Annotated in this window: 14 protein-coding genes, 1 tRNA gene and 2 pseudogenes; 6 read left to right on the forward strand and 11 right to left on the reverse strand. The window is 45.6% G+C overall.

Translation table 11 applies throughout. The features are described 5' to 3' along the window. Positions 1 to 124: 124 nt before the first annotated feature. Positions 125 to 973 (forward strand): annotated as a pseudogene (locus ICN47_RS00005) (IS3 family transposase); the annotation flags it as partial. Between the two features lie 67 nt (positions 974 to 1,040). Here ICN47_RS00005 and ICN47_RS00010 read toward each other — a convergent pair. From ICN47_RS00010 to tsaE, 9 genes and pseudogenes are all read right to left on the reverse strand, one after another. Beyond that, positions 1,041 to 1,859, reverse strand: a complete 819-nt coding sequence (locus ICN47_RS00010; protein WP_216217883.1) for a hypothetical protein — start codon at positions 1,857 to 1,859, stop codon at positions 1,041 to 1,043. 25 nt (positions 1,860 to 1,884) lie between these two features. Further along, positions 1,885 to 2,376 carry a hypothetical protein gene (locus ICN47_RS00015; protein ID WP_216217884.1) on the reverse strand — a complete coding sequence of 164 codons (492 nt, stop codon included), beginning with the start codon at positions 2,374 to 2,376 and terminating at the stop codon, positions 1,885 to 1,887. 146 nt (positions 2,377 to 2,522) lie between these two features. After that, complete coding sequence (locus tag ICN47_RS00020; RefSeq protein WP_216217885.1) at positions 2,523 to 3,017, reverse strand: hypothetical protein; 495 nt, start codon at positions 3,015 to 3,017, stop codon at positions 2,523 to 2,525. Between the two features lie 18 nt (positions 3,018 to 3,035). Beyond that, entirely contained in the window at positions 3,036 to 3,326 is a 291-nt protein-coding gene (locus ICN47_RS00025; protein ID WP_216217886.1) for a hypothetical protein, read from the reverse strand. A 348-nt stretch (positions 3,327 to 3,674) separates the two neighbouring features. After that, positions 3,675 to 4,387: pseudogene (locus ICN47_RS00030) on the reverse strand (transposase); the annotation flags it as partial. Between the two features lie 58 nt (positions 4,388 to 4,445). After that, positions 4,446 to 4,787 carry a hypothetical protein gene (locus tag ICN47_RS00035; RefSeq protein WP_216217887.1) on the reverse strand — a complete coding sequence of 114 codons (342 nt, stop codon included), beginning with the start codon at positions 4,785 to 4,787 and terminating at the stop codon, positions 4,446 to 4,448. A gap of 112 nt (positions 4,788 to 4,899) precedes the next feature. Then, positions 4,900 to 4,975, reverse strand: a tRNA-Lys gene (locus ICN47_RS00040). Between the two features lie 86 nt (positions 4,976 to 5,061). After that, positions 5,062 to 6,405 (reverse strand): N-acetylmuramoyl-L-alanine amidase, encoded by a 1,344-nt coding sequence (locus tag ICN47_RS00045; RefSeq protein ID WP_216217888.1) that lies wholly within the window; start codon positions 6,403 to 6,405, stop codon positions 5,062 to 5,064. Positions 6,406 to 6,419: 14 nt separating this feature from the next. Further along, complete coding sequence (tsaE, locus tag ICN47_RS00050) at positions 6,420 to 6,935, reverse strand: tRNA (adenosine(37)-N6)-threonylcarbamoyltransferase complex ATPase subunit type 1 TsaE (RefSeq protein ID WP_216217889.1); 516 nt, start codon at positions 6,933 to 6,935, stop codon at positions 6,420 to 6,422. 43 nt (positions 6,936 to 6,978) lie between these two features. On the opposite strand from tsaE, the gene queG reads away from it, so the two are divergent. Genes queG through ICN47_RS00065 form a run of 3 tightly spaced genes read left to right on the forward strand, consistent with a single transcriptional unit; the run spans position 6,979 to position 9,253 of the window. Beyond that, positions 6,979 to 8,082, forward strand: a complete 1,104-nt coding sequence (queG, locus tag ICN47_RS00055) for a tRNA epoxyqueuosine(34) reductase QueG (protein WP_216217890.1) — start codon at positions 6,979 to 6,981, stop codon at positions 8,080 to 8,082. A 33-nt stretch (positions 8,083 to 8,115) separates the two neighbouring features. Then, the gene (locus ICN47_RS00060; protein WP_216217891.1) at positions 8,116 to 8,901 is read left to right on the forward strand and encodes an AzlC family ABC transporter permease; all 786 of its coding nucleotides are present in this window, start codon (positions 8,116 to 8,118) and stop codon (positions 8,899 to 8,901) included. Positions 8,902 to 8,908: 7 nt separating this feature from the next. Beyond that, complete coding sequence (locus ICN47_RS00065) at positions 8,909 to 9,253, forward strand: AzlD domain-containing protein (RefSeq protein ID WP_216217892.1); 345 nt, start codon at positions 8,909 to 8,911, stop codon at positions 9,251 to 9,253. A 33-nt stretch (positions 9,254 to 9,286) separates the two neighbouring features. On the opposite strand, the gene ICN47_RS00070 is transcribed toward ICN47_RS00065, so the two are convergent. Further along, positions 9,287 to 12,352 carry an FAD-binding and (Fe-S)-binding domain-containing protein gene (locus ICN47_RS00070; protein WP_216217893.1) on the reverse strand — a complete coding sequence of 1,022 codons (3,066 nt, stop codon included), beginning with the start codon at positions 12,350 to 12,352 and terminating at the stop codon, positions 9,287 to 9,289. Further along, positions 12,349 to 13,035, reverse strand: coding sequence for a GntR family transcriptional regulator (locus ICN47_RS00075; RefSeq protein WP_216217894.1), 687 nt, complete (start codon positions 13,033 to 13,035; stop codon positions 12,349 to 12,351). Before ICN47_RS00075 ends, ICN47_RS00070 begins: the two co-directional genes overlap by 4 nt. 176 nt (positions 13,036 to 13,211) lie before the next feature. Here ICN47_RS00075 and ICN47_RS00080 point away from each other — a divergent pair, with 176 nt between their 5' ends. Next, complete coding sequence (locus tag ICN47_RS00080) at positions 13,212 to 14,396, forward strand: alanine--glyoxylate aminotransferase family protein (RefSeq protein WP_216217895.1); 1,185 nt, start codon at positions 13,212 to 13,214, stop codon at positions 14,394 to 14,396. A gap of 91 nt (positions 14,397 to 14,487) precedes the next feature. Next, a complete protein-coding gene (locus tag ICN47_RS00085; protein WP_216217896.1) occupies positions 14,488 to 14,895 on the forward strand; it encodes a heme-binding protein in 408 nt (135 codons plus the stop codon).

The raw sequence follows: 14,895 nt of genomic DNA on the forward strand, positions 1-14,895 counted from the left end.
AAGAAGTGGACGATGCCGATACGGAACTGGCGGGCAGCACTGAATCGCTTTGATATAGAATTTGGAGAACGCATCGCTGTTCACCAATAACCCCGCGGTGAACTTACACAGAAATATTTACAGGGTCCGGCCATCTCGTAGGCGCGAGATGGCCAGCCAACAAGTTCACAGTGGCCGAATGAGTATCCGTTTAGCGTGCGATACCTTTGTCATTAGTCAGACTTGCTATCGCTATCACCCGAAGCTATCGACCGACAATGCCCTCATTGCCGATTGGCTGGTACGCCTCACCCAAAATCAACGGAACTGGGGTTTTGGGCTTTGCTTCTTGTACTTACGTAACGTCAAAGGCTTTACCTGGAACCATAAGCGGGTCTATCGCATCTACCGGGAGTTAGAGCTTAACTTACGCATCAAGCCCCATAAACGCTTGATATGCGAGAAGCCTGTGCCATTGGTAGTACCTGAAGGCATCAATCAAACCTGGTCAATCGACTTCATGCATGACCAGTTGCACGACGGCAGATCTATCCGCTTATTTAATGTGATTGATGACTTTAATCGGGAAGCCTTAGCCATCGATATTGATTTTTCTATGCCAGCAGCCAGAGTGGTTCGCTCACTCGATCAAGTGATTGAGTGGCGTGGAAAGCCCCTCAAGATACGCTGTGATAATGGTCCGGAACTCATCAGTAGCGTGCTTGTGCAATGGGCTGCGAAACATCAAATAGAGATAACTTATATCCAACCAGGTAAGCCACAACAAAATGCATACATTGAAAGATACAACCGCACCGTGCGTTACGATTGGCTTAATCAATACCTCTTTGAGTCAATTGATGAAGTTCAAGACTTTGCTACCGATTGGATGTGGACATACAATCATGAAAGACCGAACATGGGCTTAGGTGGAATTACACCAAAGCAAAAACTAGCACTTGCAGTACCAGCTTCTACTTTTAGCTTAAGTTAAAAATGGGGGGATTACCGTTCATAAAATATCTTTAAAGGATTGAGGATTCAAAATTAGGACTTTTAACTTAAAACTTAAAGGTAACGGCTAACTGAGGACCCTTGAAAGTAGCTTTTTCAGTTCCATTACCATTTTTCAAATCGTAGTAAACGTAACGATAAGCAAGTGATGCATCAATCCATTTTTCAAAGGTCTTGCCTACCCCAAGAATTCCCTGCCAAGTCATGTTGTTACTTCCTCCACCGCTTCCTATATCACCATAGAATGGAACATACCAAGTAGAATCAGCAATACGGTAGCGGCCTTTAAAACCAACAACAGGATCCGTGATAGAGGCTGCTGAGTAATCAACAATACTTTGTGAAAGGCCACCAGCAGACGCCTTCAATGAAATCGTAGTTGTTCCGGAGATATAGCGCACACCAATTAAGCCATCAACATAAGCATTTTGATTATTAAATACTGTGTAAGAAACCCCACCAGTAATTTGATTATGTTGAAGGGTAGCCTTATCAGCAATTTGTGTAGGAGTGGGGCCATATCTGGTAGCAAGCGTAACGTTAGCTCCACCCGTTTTTTGTATGGTTGCAGAAACGATATCGCCAAAAATACCCCAGCTTCCATAGTGAGCCTCAGCAGCAATCATGCCTCCGGATTTTAAATTGCTAACTAAATTTGTTTCTGTCAGTTGAGCAGTATCAATATATTGATCTTTAAAGAAAGTGCTAGCAGTTACTGCTGGCACCCATACATATGGGGTCACCTCAAAGCGCCACTCATTGGAGACTTGAGGAATTGGCGATAGATTCTCATCCGCATAGGCCACATTTGCACAAGTCAATGAGGCGAAAGCTAAAAGCAAAGAAGAAAGGATTTTCTGTTTCATAAGAGTGTCATTAATGTTGGGTGAATTAAAAGTTAGATTTGGGAATTGAATTCTTGGAAGTGTCTAAATACTTATTTAAGATGCCCACCATCGTAATCGTAGAGGACGATGCCCAGGCAAAAGAAAATAAACCTGAGAATGCTATAAAAGATGGAACCAAATGCCATCCACCAGGCAAGGTATAGGTGAAATTTCCGAGAGTAGTGTAGCTACTGGCACTTAAGCGCAATGCCGTCAACCAATTTGGGCAAATTCCAAGAATTAGGAGCGCCCCAGCCCGGATACACATTGAAGCCAATTGTGTGAGCGCCAGCATTTGAATGCAAAGCACAAAGAAAAATATTGCCTTCAGCATAGAGGGATAGGAGCTTGATCCAATATTCGTTTTAAAAAAGAGCATCGTGCCAATGAATCCAATGCCGTCAAAGATGAGTACCAAACTCATGATGGCAAGACCAAATGCAGTCTGCTGAATTGCATTTTGGTAAACAAGCTCGAGCGCATCGGTTGAAATCATAGATTTAGGATCAATTCAGATCAGATAACCCCAAATTATCCCCTTAAGAGGGTTCAAATAAGATAAATAGCAGTAACTTTTATCATTCTTACAATTTCCTACATGATATTGTGGAAATTGCACAACACTAAGATTTAAAAGGACTGCTAGAAGTTGAATGAGACCTTAGCATAGGTCGACCAATCGTATTGGCTGAAGGTTTGCACTAGCTGCTTACTAGCCCCTACCGCAACAACCCAATTCTTATCAAGACGATGGGTCACCATGGCATCGATAGGCACAAACCACCCCCCTCCGGCAGAGTTGTAGACCATCCCGTTTTCATCCCAAAAGCGCAGCATTGTATTTGGGGATAGCTGAAAACCCACTGTTGGGAATATCTGAAGATTTCTAGCCAATGCTGGCTGACTCGGATTCACGCTAAGGCTGTTATTTTTAGAATCAAAGCCATACATATAGCGCAACAAAGGTGAAAAATCAGTCACGTGCAATAAGGTATCTATATTCGGCTGAAAGGACCACCCCAATTGAGGGCCAACCGCCCACTGGCCATTGTTACCAAATGGAAAAATCACTCGACCACCTATGAGCGCTCCCAATGGTTTTAAAACAGTGAGGTCTTGACCCCAGACGGTAATCATCGTGTTGCCGGCACTGTACTAGCCTGAATTATTGGCTGACGAAATAGAGTTGTAATTTGATGTGTACGCAGTGTCCAGCCGGAAACGACCACGCCAGTCGCCTATTGCTAAAGGATTGTAATAACGCAAGCGCAAAGTATTTTGATAGTTATCACTACCGTCATAATTGTGATAAGCCCAAAACTCCAGCACTTTACTGTCTGTCAATTGTTGAGAGTCATTGTCAAACTTCGAGATGGGCACCAATAAATCTTCAGCATGGGCTGCTGAAATAAAAAAACTAAAAAGAAGTAATAAAAAATATCTCATACCAAATAACAATCTACCTATCTATCTATCTATCTATCTATTTATTTATCTATTTCTTTATTTATTAATGATTTTTGAACCATAACTCGTCATCGCTTTTTTGACCTCTGGTGAGTCAAAAATAATCTTCTTAGCTGCAGCCCTCAAGCGATCAACCGCTTCAGGCGGCAAAGCAAATGAGGTTGGTAGGTTATTAAGGTACTCGAATTCTGCCTTATCTTCCAGCATATTGAAAGCCACATTCACTGCATACAAATCTATATTCGGGGTATTTATAATTTTTGCCAACTCTGGATTTTTATTGGACTTAAATAATGGAGAGTCTCGTAGAGTCCGCATACTATTCGGTAAGGCTTCACGATTAAAGTCATCAATCACGTTAAAGAGGCGGATGGATCTGCCATCTTGCAACTGGTCATGCATAAAGTCCATCGACCAGACTTGGTTAATACTCAGCGGCACGACCAATGCATCTGGCTTATCTCGCACCAAACGCTTACGGGGTTTGATGCGCAGGTTGAGCTCAAGCTCGCGGTAAATCCGGTAGATGCGTTTGTGGTTCCATGTGTAGTTCTTGACATTGCGTAGATACAAATAACAAAGGCCAAACCCCCAACTGCGGTTGTTGTCCGTTAAGCGGATCAGCCAGTTGGCAATGAGCTCGTTCTGCACATTGTTCTTCGCTTCATAGTGATAGCAGGTCTCGCTCACGCTAAAGATAGCGCAGGCCAATCGAATGGGGATTGCCTTCTCTCTGACTGCCTTTTGGACCATCTCACGTCTGTGAGACGGCCTCACCACTTTTTTGTGATGGCCTCGTTTAAGATCTCCGCCTTGAGCTTCTCTTCGATGTACATCTTCTTAAGCCTGGCATTTTCAGCCTCAAGCTCCTTCATGCGGGCCATCATGGAAGTGTCCATGCCGCCATATTTAGAGCGCCACTTGTAGAAAGTAGCAGTGCTGATACCCAGTTCACGACAGATTTCTGGAACTGCTAGGCCAGCATCCACCCGTTTTAGGGCATCCATGATCTGGCTATCAGTAAATTTAGAACGCTTCATGTAGAACTCCTCTAATTGAGAAAATTCTACCTCTGAGCTCAGTTAACCTGTGGGGGGATTACCGGATGAAGTATTTGTCTATCGCTGTTATGTAGTCTTTGTATATGGCTTTGCCGTTGCCACTAGCCATCTCAGCTTTTAGCTTTTTAATGACAGCGTTAGCAATATCCTTAAACCTGCGTGTAATGGGCGCTACATTCAGTTTTTTAAGCGTATTAGCTTCCACCAAAATATCGTGCGCTTTAGCTTTAGCCTCTGCCAAGTCTCTTTCGCCTGTACTAGCCCTTTGCCAGCGCCCATCCACATTAAAACGGCATTGCCAAATAGCACTACGCTCACGCTGATAAACGATGAGTTTTCTAGCTATGAGGGTATGTGTGGTGGGCTTTTGAATGCTCATTTATCGCTCGCTAAGCCTTTAGCTTACAGGGGGTAGCGAAAATGGGCAATAGGTGTGTAAGCGGTGTGTAGCAAAAAGAAAAGCGCACTATTGTGCGCTTGTCCATACAGCTTGGTGGGTCGGGCGAGATTCGAACTCGCGACCAACGGATTAAAAGTCCGCTGCTCTACCGACTGAGCTACCGACCCAGTAAAACAAAGATTATAGCAAGAAGTTTATGGGTGTTCCTGGGTCTGCAGGGGTCTGCCTTTCAGCCCTTGTAGTTACAAGTCCCTTATGAATTTACGCGTCTGGCTACTGGTGGATTTTTGGAAAAATACTCCTTAATTCCCTTCAAAATCGCTTCTGCTATCCGGTCTTGGTAACCATCATCGTTTAATCGGGCCTCTTCTTGGGGATTGCTAATAAAAGCGGTTTCTACCAGGATGGAGGGGATGTCTGGAGCCTTTAAAACGGCAAAACTGGCTTGCTCAACTTTTCCTTTATGCAGGGGAGCAAACCCCCCAATTTGCTTCAGGATGGAGTTACCCACTTGTAGGGAGTCCTTGATTTGAGCAGTGGTCGACATATCTAAGAGTAAGTTCGCTACTTGCTGATCCTTAGTCTTGATATTGATGCCACCAATCAGATCTGACGCATTTTCTTTATTGGCCATCCAGCGCGCCATCGAGCTGCTAGCGCCAAGTTGTGAGAGTGCAAACACAGAAGCTCCTTTGGCATGAGGTTGAATAAAAGCATCCGCATGAATGGAGACAAATAAATCTGCCTCAACCTTTCTGGCTTTTTGCACACGAACATTGAGTGGCACAAAGTAATCACCATCCCGTGTTAAGAAGGGACGCATATAAGATTCACCTTCAATCTTGTCGCGCAGTCGTTTTGCAATCGAGAGGACTACATTCTTTTCCTTAGATCCCATAGTGCCAATTGCTCCAGGATCTTCGCCGCCATGCCCAGGGTCAATGGCAATTGTGATTAGACGTTTGTATTTTGCTGGTGCAGGCGCTTCTTTAATGTCGGGGATCGCTTGGGCTACTGGCGGTGCTGCTGGTGTTTTCGGTAGATCTTTCTTGGCTGCAAACTGCGCAATCAGATCGACCTCTTCATTGGACTTTGCTAATGCCGTTTCCTTGCGCGAGCTACTCTTCACTAATTCCATCAAGGGATCTGGTGGAGTGGAGGGGTAAAGATCAAATACCATGCGGTAGTTGTATTCACCAATTGGATCTAAAGTGAATAACTGCGGCTTGATAGGTTCTTTTAAATCAAACACCAAGCGCACAATGCCCGGCTGAAATTGCCCCACCCGAATCTGGGACACATAAGGATCATTTGGCTTTACCTTCGCCACCAAGTCTTTTAAGGTGGGGTTAAGCTCTAAGCCTTGGACGTCGACTACTAAGCGATCGGGATTAGTCAGAATCTGCTGGGTAATGGGAAGTGGTTTATCGGACTCTAATGTAATGCGGGTGTAATCCTCAGAAGGCCACACTCGTACTCCCAGAATTTTGGCACCCCAAGCAATATCGATTTCACCTAACAATAGAACAAAGCCCAATAACTTCCCTGAAGTTATTAGATACTTTCTTCTCGAGGGGTTGATTGCTTGCTTGCTCATCAATTGCTGGCGTGCTACTTATTCATCGCAGCGAGAATGCTCTGCCCAAGTGCTGACATGGCATTGATTTGAATATTGCGCTCATCATCTTGGGCGCCAGCGGATAAAGCAATCTGAATATCAAATGCAGGAAGTGTGCCTTCAGCTTTTTCTGGCCACTCAATCAGACAAAATCCCGGCACATCAAAATATTCTCCAAATCCCGCTTCTTGCCATTCCAATGGATCTTTCATGCGATAGAGATCAAAGTGATGCGCAGTGAATGCTATCTTATTTAGCTGAAGGGGGTAGGGCTCACAGAGTGTGTAGGTAGGACTTTTTACTTTCCCCTCATGACCCATGCCTTGAATGAGGTATCTAGCAAAAGTAGTCTTGCCGGCGCCTAAATCTCCCTTTAAAGAGATATTAAGGTGGGCATTTGGAGTCTTGTTAAGGAGTTGGCTAATAGCGGCGGCAAAGTCCTTGGCTAAGGATGCTGTTTCTGCTTCCTGCCTACAATAACGCTCAATAGATGCCTGTGTTTTACCCATTACGCTAGTTTATTCAATTATTGAGCTACATTCTGTATTCATCATGACTTTTAGTACTTCTCCCTCCCTATTAGAAGAATCCAATCTACGCGATTGGCTGGGGGAAGAGGCTGCAAAGCTCGGCTTTGATCAATTACGCATTACTGATACCTATTTAGGCTCTGCAAGTGAGCGCCTTAAGCAATGGCTTACTGATGGGCGTCATGGTGCTATGGAATATATGGAGCGTCATGCTGAGCTTCGTTCGGATCCGCAGTTATTAGTGCCAGGTACCGTCCGAGTGATCTGCGTATCCATGAGCTATCTTTTGCCTGAAGGTGATTTTGATCGGGAGTGGCAACGTTTAGAAGATCCAACGCAGGCGGTGGTATCACTCTACGCACGAGGGCGCGACTATCACAAGGTGTTACGTAATCGCTTACAAGAATTAAGCAATCTTGTTGAGAAAAAAATAGGCTCCTTTGGTTATCGCGTCTTTACAGATTCAGCTCCTTTAATGGAAGTAGAACTTGCACGTAAGGCCGGTTTAGGTTGGCGCGGCAAACACACACTCTTACTAAATCGCAATTATGGTTCGATGTTTTTCTTGGGTGAGATCTTAGTTGACATGCCATTGCCGCTAGATCAAGAGCAAGAAGACCACTGCGGCACCTGCAACGCGTGTATGACGGTGTGTCCTACCCAAGCCATCACTGCACCATATCAACTCGATGCGCGTCGCTGCATCTCCTATCTCACGATTGAAAACCCTGGAGAAATTCCGGTGGAGTTTAGGCGGGCGATGGGTAATCGTATCTACGGATGTGATGACTGTCAGTTAACTTGTCCCTGGAATAAATTTGCTAAACGCACTGAGTTATCGGATTTTGCGGAGCGTCATGGTTTAGGCCGCGCGAGCTTATTGCATTTATGGTCATGGACAGAGGCAGAGTTTGATAAACGTCATGAGGGAAGTGCTATTCGTCGCATTGGATATATGCGTTGGCGTCGCAACTTAGCGGTAGCCATGGGGAACGCGCTTGCTAGTCCAGACCTGGCGGATTCTGAAAAGGAATCCATTCGGAATGCATTGAATGATGCCTTACCCTCCGCCGAGTCTTTGGTGGCTGAGCATATCGAGTGGGCACTAGCGAGTACGTCTGCTTAGGCAGGCTTTGGCCTATGCTTTTACAATCATTACATGTCATCCGCTGATCAACCCTATATCGACCCTAGCGAAATCGCGCTAGAGGGATCGGCGGCTGAACGCTTTAAAAACCGTCATGATGCCTTTTGGTCAGGCATGCGAGATGCGGCGGGCGCTCCTTCTATGGTGCTCTTCGCTGGCATGGTGGGGTTTGGGGCCATGGGGCGAACCAATGGCGTCGATGGTTGGTTTACGACTCTCAGTAGTTTCCTGATGTTTGCCTTACCAGGACAGGTAGTCCTGATGGAGATGGTGATCACCGGCTCTTCGGTCTTGGCAATCGCATTAGCCGTGACGCTGACATCGACTCGCTTTGTCACGATGACCGTGACACTCTTTCCCCAGCTTCATGAAAAAGATCGCAATCGCAATCTCTATGCCTCTGTACATTTGCTCGCGATGACGGCGTGGGCCGTTTCGATGAAAGAGTTTTCATCAATTGAGGCCAAGCATCGTTTAAGTTATTTCTTAGGCTTAGGTTTACTGTGCTGGCTGATCTCTGTGCCGGGCACGATCTTGGGATATTTTTTAGCAGGCCTAGTTCCAGCACCAGTCACGCTCGGCCTGGTTTTTATTAATCCACTATTTTTCTTGCTGACCTTTACTGAGGTCAAGCCTTGGATTAATCGTATTGCGATTTGCTTGGGATGCCTTCTAGCGCCAATATTTACCATTCTGGATCGTGACACTAGTCTATTAACCACTGGCGTTATTGCTGGAACCATTGCCTACTATATTGATCGCAAATGGATTCGGAAGCGGGCTGGATTAATCGGATGATGCACGAATGACAAATACCGCTCTTCAAGGCTGGGGTCTCTGGTTAGCACTTGCAGGCGCATGCCTTGGTACCTATGTCTGTCGCGCTATTGGTGTGATGCTTTCTGGTCGCATTAATCAGGATAGCGAAATCTTCCGCTGGTTAGCTGCGATTACTTATGCCATGGTGGCAACCCTAACCGTTCGCCTCATCCTGTTTCCAGTAGGCATGATGGCATCAGTGCCACCTTGGATTCGCATTTTGATTTGCGTACTCAGTATTGGTGTGATGGTTTCTAAACCCACTAAGCGTTTGGTTCCAGCCTTGTTGACTGGAACCTTATTGATGGTGGGTTACGGCATCATCCGCTAATCACAACCTACACACTTGTTTCGCTTTCTAGCTTTAAAGGTGTGCCGCTAATATTTTGGCGATGTGCACAGCCTCTCTTTGAGTGCCATCCGCAATTTGATGACGACAACTCGTTCCATCCGCTACTACCCAAGCATCAGGCGCTTTACGAATCGCAGGCAATAGATTTGCTTCTGCCATTTTTTTTGAAACTTCAATATGTTCTGCCTCGTAGCCAAAGCTTCCGGCCATACCGCAGCACGATGACTCGATGAGTTTGGGCTCTGCATTTGGAATGAGTTTAAGTAATTCCATGGCTGGCGTGACTGCGGCAAATGACTTTTGATGGCAGTGCCCATGAAACAGCACCGGCTTGCTAGCTGCTTTGAGTTTCAGTTGTAGCTTTCCATCTTTCGCTTCTTTAGCTAAAAACTCTTCCAAGAGCTGGGCTTGCTTGCTGACACTGATAGCACGCTCACCAAAGCCCATAACTAGCGCCTCGTCTTTGAGTGTAAACAGACATGAAGGTTCTAATCCAATGATCGGAATATTTTTATCGGCATAGGGCGCGAGATGATCAACGAGTTCGCCTAAAGTTTCTTTGGCTTTATCCACCATACCGGCAGCTAAGTAGGTTCTGCCGCAGCAAAATTCTTTAGAGCAGGTATTTTTATTGGATTGATTCTGATCTTTGCTCTTGTGGGGAATATGTACTCGATATCCAGCTGCCTTCAGTACTTGCAGGGCCGCCTTGAGATTTTCATCTTCAAAGTAAGCGTTAAAGGTGTCAGCAAGTAGCACCACACCTTTTTTTGAGTCAGTACTCAATTGCTCTGGCGTAAATTGATGGGCATTAATGGATTTTTTCTCGCTCCAAAAGGTCTTGCTTTTCCAGACAGGCAAGCTTCTTTGTGCAGAGATTCCCATGATCCACTCTTGGAGCTTAGCAATGGGTGCGATGTGATTACGTAAGTTCAGAATAGCTGGCAAAAATGGAACATTGCTAATGGTGGCTGCATACTTTGGCAGATAGGCTACCGCTAAATCTCGTAATGAATGCCCCGTCCGCTTTTTGTAGGCTGACAGAAACTCAATCTTCATCTTGGCCATATCCACACCGGTCGGACATTCGCGACGACAGGCTTTACAGCTCACACACAACTCCATTACTTCCTTGATAGCATCACTGGCTAGTGGAGAAGTCCCTTCTTTCACATCCAATTGATTTGAAAGTGCGAGTCTTAAGGTATTGGCTCTACCGCGGGTGAGGTGTTTTTCATCTCGTGTCACGCGATAGCTTGGGCACATCACTTCTGCATCAAACTTACGACAGTGACCATTGTTATTGCACATCTCCACAGCTTTGGCCAAACCCATTGCTGGGTCACCACCAGTACCTGGAGCAGTCGTTTGTTCTGTTACTGGATCATTTTGGACATTCCAGGCTGACCAATCGAGCGCAGGTTGCAGTGGAATCACTTTATAGCTTGGTGGAAATCTAAAGTTACTGACATCATCCATCTTCGGTGGATTGATGATCTTGCCTGGATTAAATAATCCTTTGGGATCAAATGCGTATTTGATTTCAGAAAGGGCTTCGGTAATCTTGGGACCAAATTGCCAAGAGATCCATTCACCACGGCATAGACCGTCACCATGCTCACCGCTATAAGCACCTTTGTATTTGCGAACTAACTCTGAAGCTTCTTCCGCTACAGCACGCATCTTTTGGGCGCCATCTCTGCGCATATCCAAAATAGGGCGAACGTGGAGGGTGCCAACAGAAGCGTGGGCATACCAAGTGCCGCGTGAGCCGTATTTGGAGAAAACATCGGTCAAGGCTTGCGTGTATTCAGCAAGGCTTTCTAGTGGTACGGCACAGTCTTCAATAAAGCTCACAGGCTTGCCATCACCTTTAAGGCTCATCATGATATTGAGACCTGCTTTACGCACTTCCCATAAATTCTTTTGCAAGTTGGCGTCGGGCATTTTTACTACTGTGCCTGGTAAACCCAAGTCACCCATGAGTTCTTCAAGGGCTTTGAGTTTATCTAGAAGTGGGGCCTGTGATTCGCCGGAGAACTCCACCAATAAAATAGCTTCTGGTGTTTGCGCCTGCGGATTAATCAATGACGTTTCAATGGTTTTCTGAAAGCTCGGATTGCTACGTGCCAAATCAATCATGGTGCGATCGACTAACTCGACAGCAGTAGGACCTAACTTCACAATATGCTGCGCGCTGTCCATTGCCTTATAGAAGCTGGCAAAGTTCACAATGCCCAGTACTTTATGTCCCGCTAGTGGGGATAGTTTGAGTTTGAGCGATTTAAAGTAAGCAAGCGTACCTTCGCTACCAACCAATAGGTGTGACAGATTGACGCTGCCATCTTGAGTGTAGGGCAGTTCACTTTGGGGATGGAAGATGTCTAAGTTATATCCCGCAACGCGTCTGAGTACTTTCGGAAAGCGCGTTTCTATCTCTGGTTGCAGCGTATTGGCTAAATCTTTGACAAAATCGCCTAGCTGCTTAGCAACGCCAGAACTATTAGCATAGTCTGCAAATTGACCAATCTGACCATTGGCTAACCAGGCATCAATACCCAGTACGTTATGCACCATATTGCCGTAAGCAATTGAGCGACTGCCGCAAGAGTTATTGCCGGCCATACCGCCTATTGTTGCCTGACCACCGGTAGAGACATCTACTGGATACCAGAGTCCATGTTGTTTTAGTTGGGCATTGAGGTGATCCAGAACAATGCCGGGCTGAACTTCAACATAACCCTTATCGATATTGAGATCGAGAACATTTCTGAAATATTTGCTGTTATCAATAACGAGTGCAGTACCAGTCGTTTGACCGCATTGACTTGTACCACCGCCTCTTGGTAATACAGGCACATTTAGCTCAGCTGCAATCTGAATCGCGGCAGCAATATCTTCTGCGGTCTTGGGAACCAATACCGCAACGGGCATCGCCTGATAAATCGAGGCATCAGTTGCATATCGTCCACGACTCGCAATATCAGTCATTACTTCGCCAGAAGTCTCTTGCTGAAGACGCTTAGCCAATAGCGCTTGATCTACCATGACTTCTTTGATATCCATGGGCTTGTTCATGATTTGGAGACCTGTGCGATTGCTTCTGATTTCAGTAGCTGTACTACGACATTGCGTTTATTGGTAACATGAGAAATCATGACCTTACGCATCCGTGCACCATCTCTTGCTTTAAGCGCATCTAGCATTTCTTGATGTTCTTCAACTGCCTTCTCCCACTTCACGCCATCTTGATTAGAGCGAAAGCGTAATGCCTCAATGCGCGCATTCACCTGTGAGAAGAGTTTGGTCAGAATCGGATTATTGGCGGCCTGATTAATTAGATGATGAATCCCGAGATTTAGTTTGTAGTAGCTTGATAAATCGCGTCTTGCATAAGAAGCCATCATTTCATATTGGAGTGCTTCTAATTCAGAGAGGGCGCTATCACTAATATTTTGAGCTGCTAGTTCTCCAGAGTAACCTTCTAACTCGGCAATCACGTCAAAGGTGTGAATCACATCTTCTAGGCTAAGTTGAATTGCAATAGCACCACGATTGGCGATGAGTTCCACTAGACCGTCAGCCGCTAATCTGCGAATCGCTTCCCGAATGGGGGTGCGAGAAACATTGAGTCTTTCCGCCAATTCTCGTTCGTTGAGTTTGCTGCCGGGCGCGATCTTGCCTTCCACCAGTAAAGATCTCAGGGTTTGAAAAGTGGCCTCATGCAAATTCTGCGAACCTGCCTGTTCTATTACCGTCATGCTTATGCCTTAATTTGTATACAAAATAATGATAAGCCATCACAAATGATAAATAAACCCTTATTTAGGCTTTATTTGAGTCTTATAGAATATATTTTTTGCATACAAAATGGAAAAATGGCAAAAATTACCTTACACTACTGGCACTATTAACTAAAACCTCAGTGAGACAAAACATGCTGAAACTCGATAACCACCCATCAGGGCGTCACTTTTTACATATCCCTGGACCTAGTCCGGTGCCATCACGCGTCTTGCGCTCTATCAGCTATCAAACGATTGATCATCGTGGGCCAGAGTTTGGTCAGTTTGGCCTCCAGGTTTTATATGGGATCAAAAAGATATTTAAGACTGAGCAGCCAGTGATGATTTATTCCGCATCCGGCACGGGCGCCTGGGAGGCTGCTTTAGTGAATGTCCTCAATCCTGGCGACAAAGTATTGTTTTATGAAACAGGACAGTTTGCAAACTTATGGCGTGCACTCGCCAAAAGACTTGGCTTGGATGTTGAAGTTGTTGGTAAAGCAGGTCACGACACTTGGCGTTGGGGTGTAGATGCCTCTGTCATTGAAGAGCGTTTGCGTAAAGATACGCAACACGAAATCAAAGCCGTTTGCGTCGTGCATAACGAAACCTCTACTGGCATGACTTCGAATATCTTGGCTGTGCGTAAAGCGATTGATGCTGCAAAACATCCAGCGCTGATGCTCGTAGATAGCGTATCTGGCTTGGGCTCAGCGGATTATGAGCACGATAAGTGGGGCGCTGATATAACGATTTCTGGATCACAAAAAGGCTTGATGTTGCCACCAGGAATTGGCTTTAATGCAATCTCTCCAAAAGCGATTGAAGCAAGCAAGCACAATAAATTTCCGAAATCCTACTGGGCTTGGGATGAAATTTTGGAAATGAATAAGAATGGCTATTGGCCAACGACTCCAAGTACCAACCTCATGTATGGTTTACATGAAGCGATGGACATGATGATGAATGAAGGTCTGGATAATATTTTTGCGCGTCATCAACGTTTGGCTGAAGCATGTCGTCGTGCAGTAGCAGCTTGGGGTCTAGAAAACCAATGCCAAGATGCTAATGCGTATTCACCAGTGTTGACTGCCGCTGTCGTTCCAGAAGGTTTGGATGCCGATGTATTGCGTAAGCATGCATTGGAGAAATTTAACCTCTCATTGGGCACAGGACTTGGCAAACTCAAAGGCAAGATTTTCCGTATCGGCCATTTGGGCGATTGCAACGAATTGAGTCTGATGGCCGCTCTGAGCGGGGTGGAGATGAGCCTAGGTTCTATGGGCTACAAACCCAAGGAAAGCGGCGTTGTGGCTGCTCAGGAGTACTTAAAATAAGGCGCTGGCCAGGCTAGCGCCCCTATACCCCTTATAATTCATGCACTTATATTGCATTCACTGAACTACATTCGAGATAGAAAGATTACCCATGTTAGCTACTAAACCTTATTTGACACAAGCAGATGCACAAAAGATTTTGGATGCGGCAAACAAGCACGCAGCAGAAAACAATTGGGCAGTCACGATTGCTGTTTGTGATGAAGGCGGTCACATGTTAGGTTTGATTCGTCGCGATGGTTGTGCTCCATTGTCTGCTTACATTGCTCAAGAAAAGGCGCGTACTGCTGCAATGGGTAAACGTGAAACTCGCGTTTACGAAGAAATTATTAATGGCGGTCGTCACGCTTTCTTATCTGCCCCGCACGTATCAGGCATGTTAGAGGGTGGCGTCAATATCGAGGTAAATGGTTTTACCATCGGCGCAGTCGGCGTTTCCGGCGTTAAATCGGCTGAGGATGCTGCCACTGCTAAGGCCGGCATTGCAGCCATTCTGTAA

Source organism: Polynucleobacter sp. AP-Latsch-80-C2, from assembly GCF_018882185.1.
Classification (GTDB): Bacteria; Pseudomonadota; Gammaproteobacteria; order Burkholderiales; family Burkholderiaceae; genus Polynucleobacter.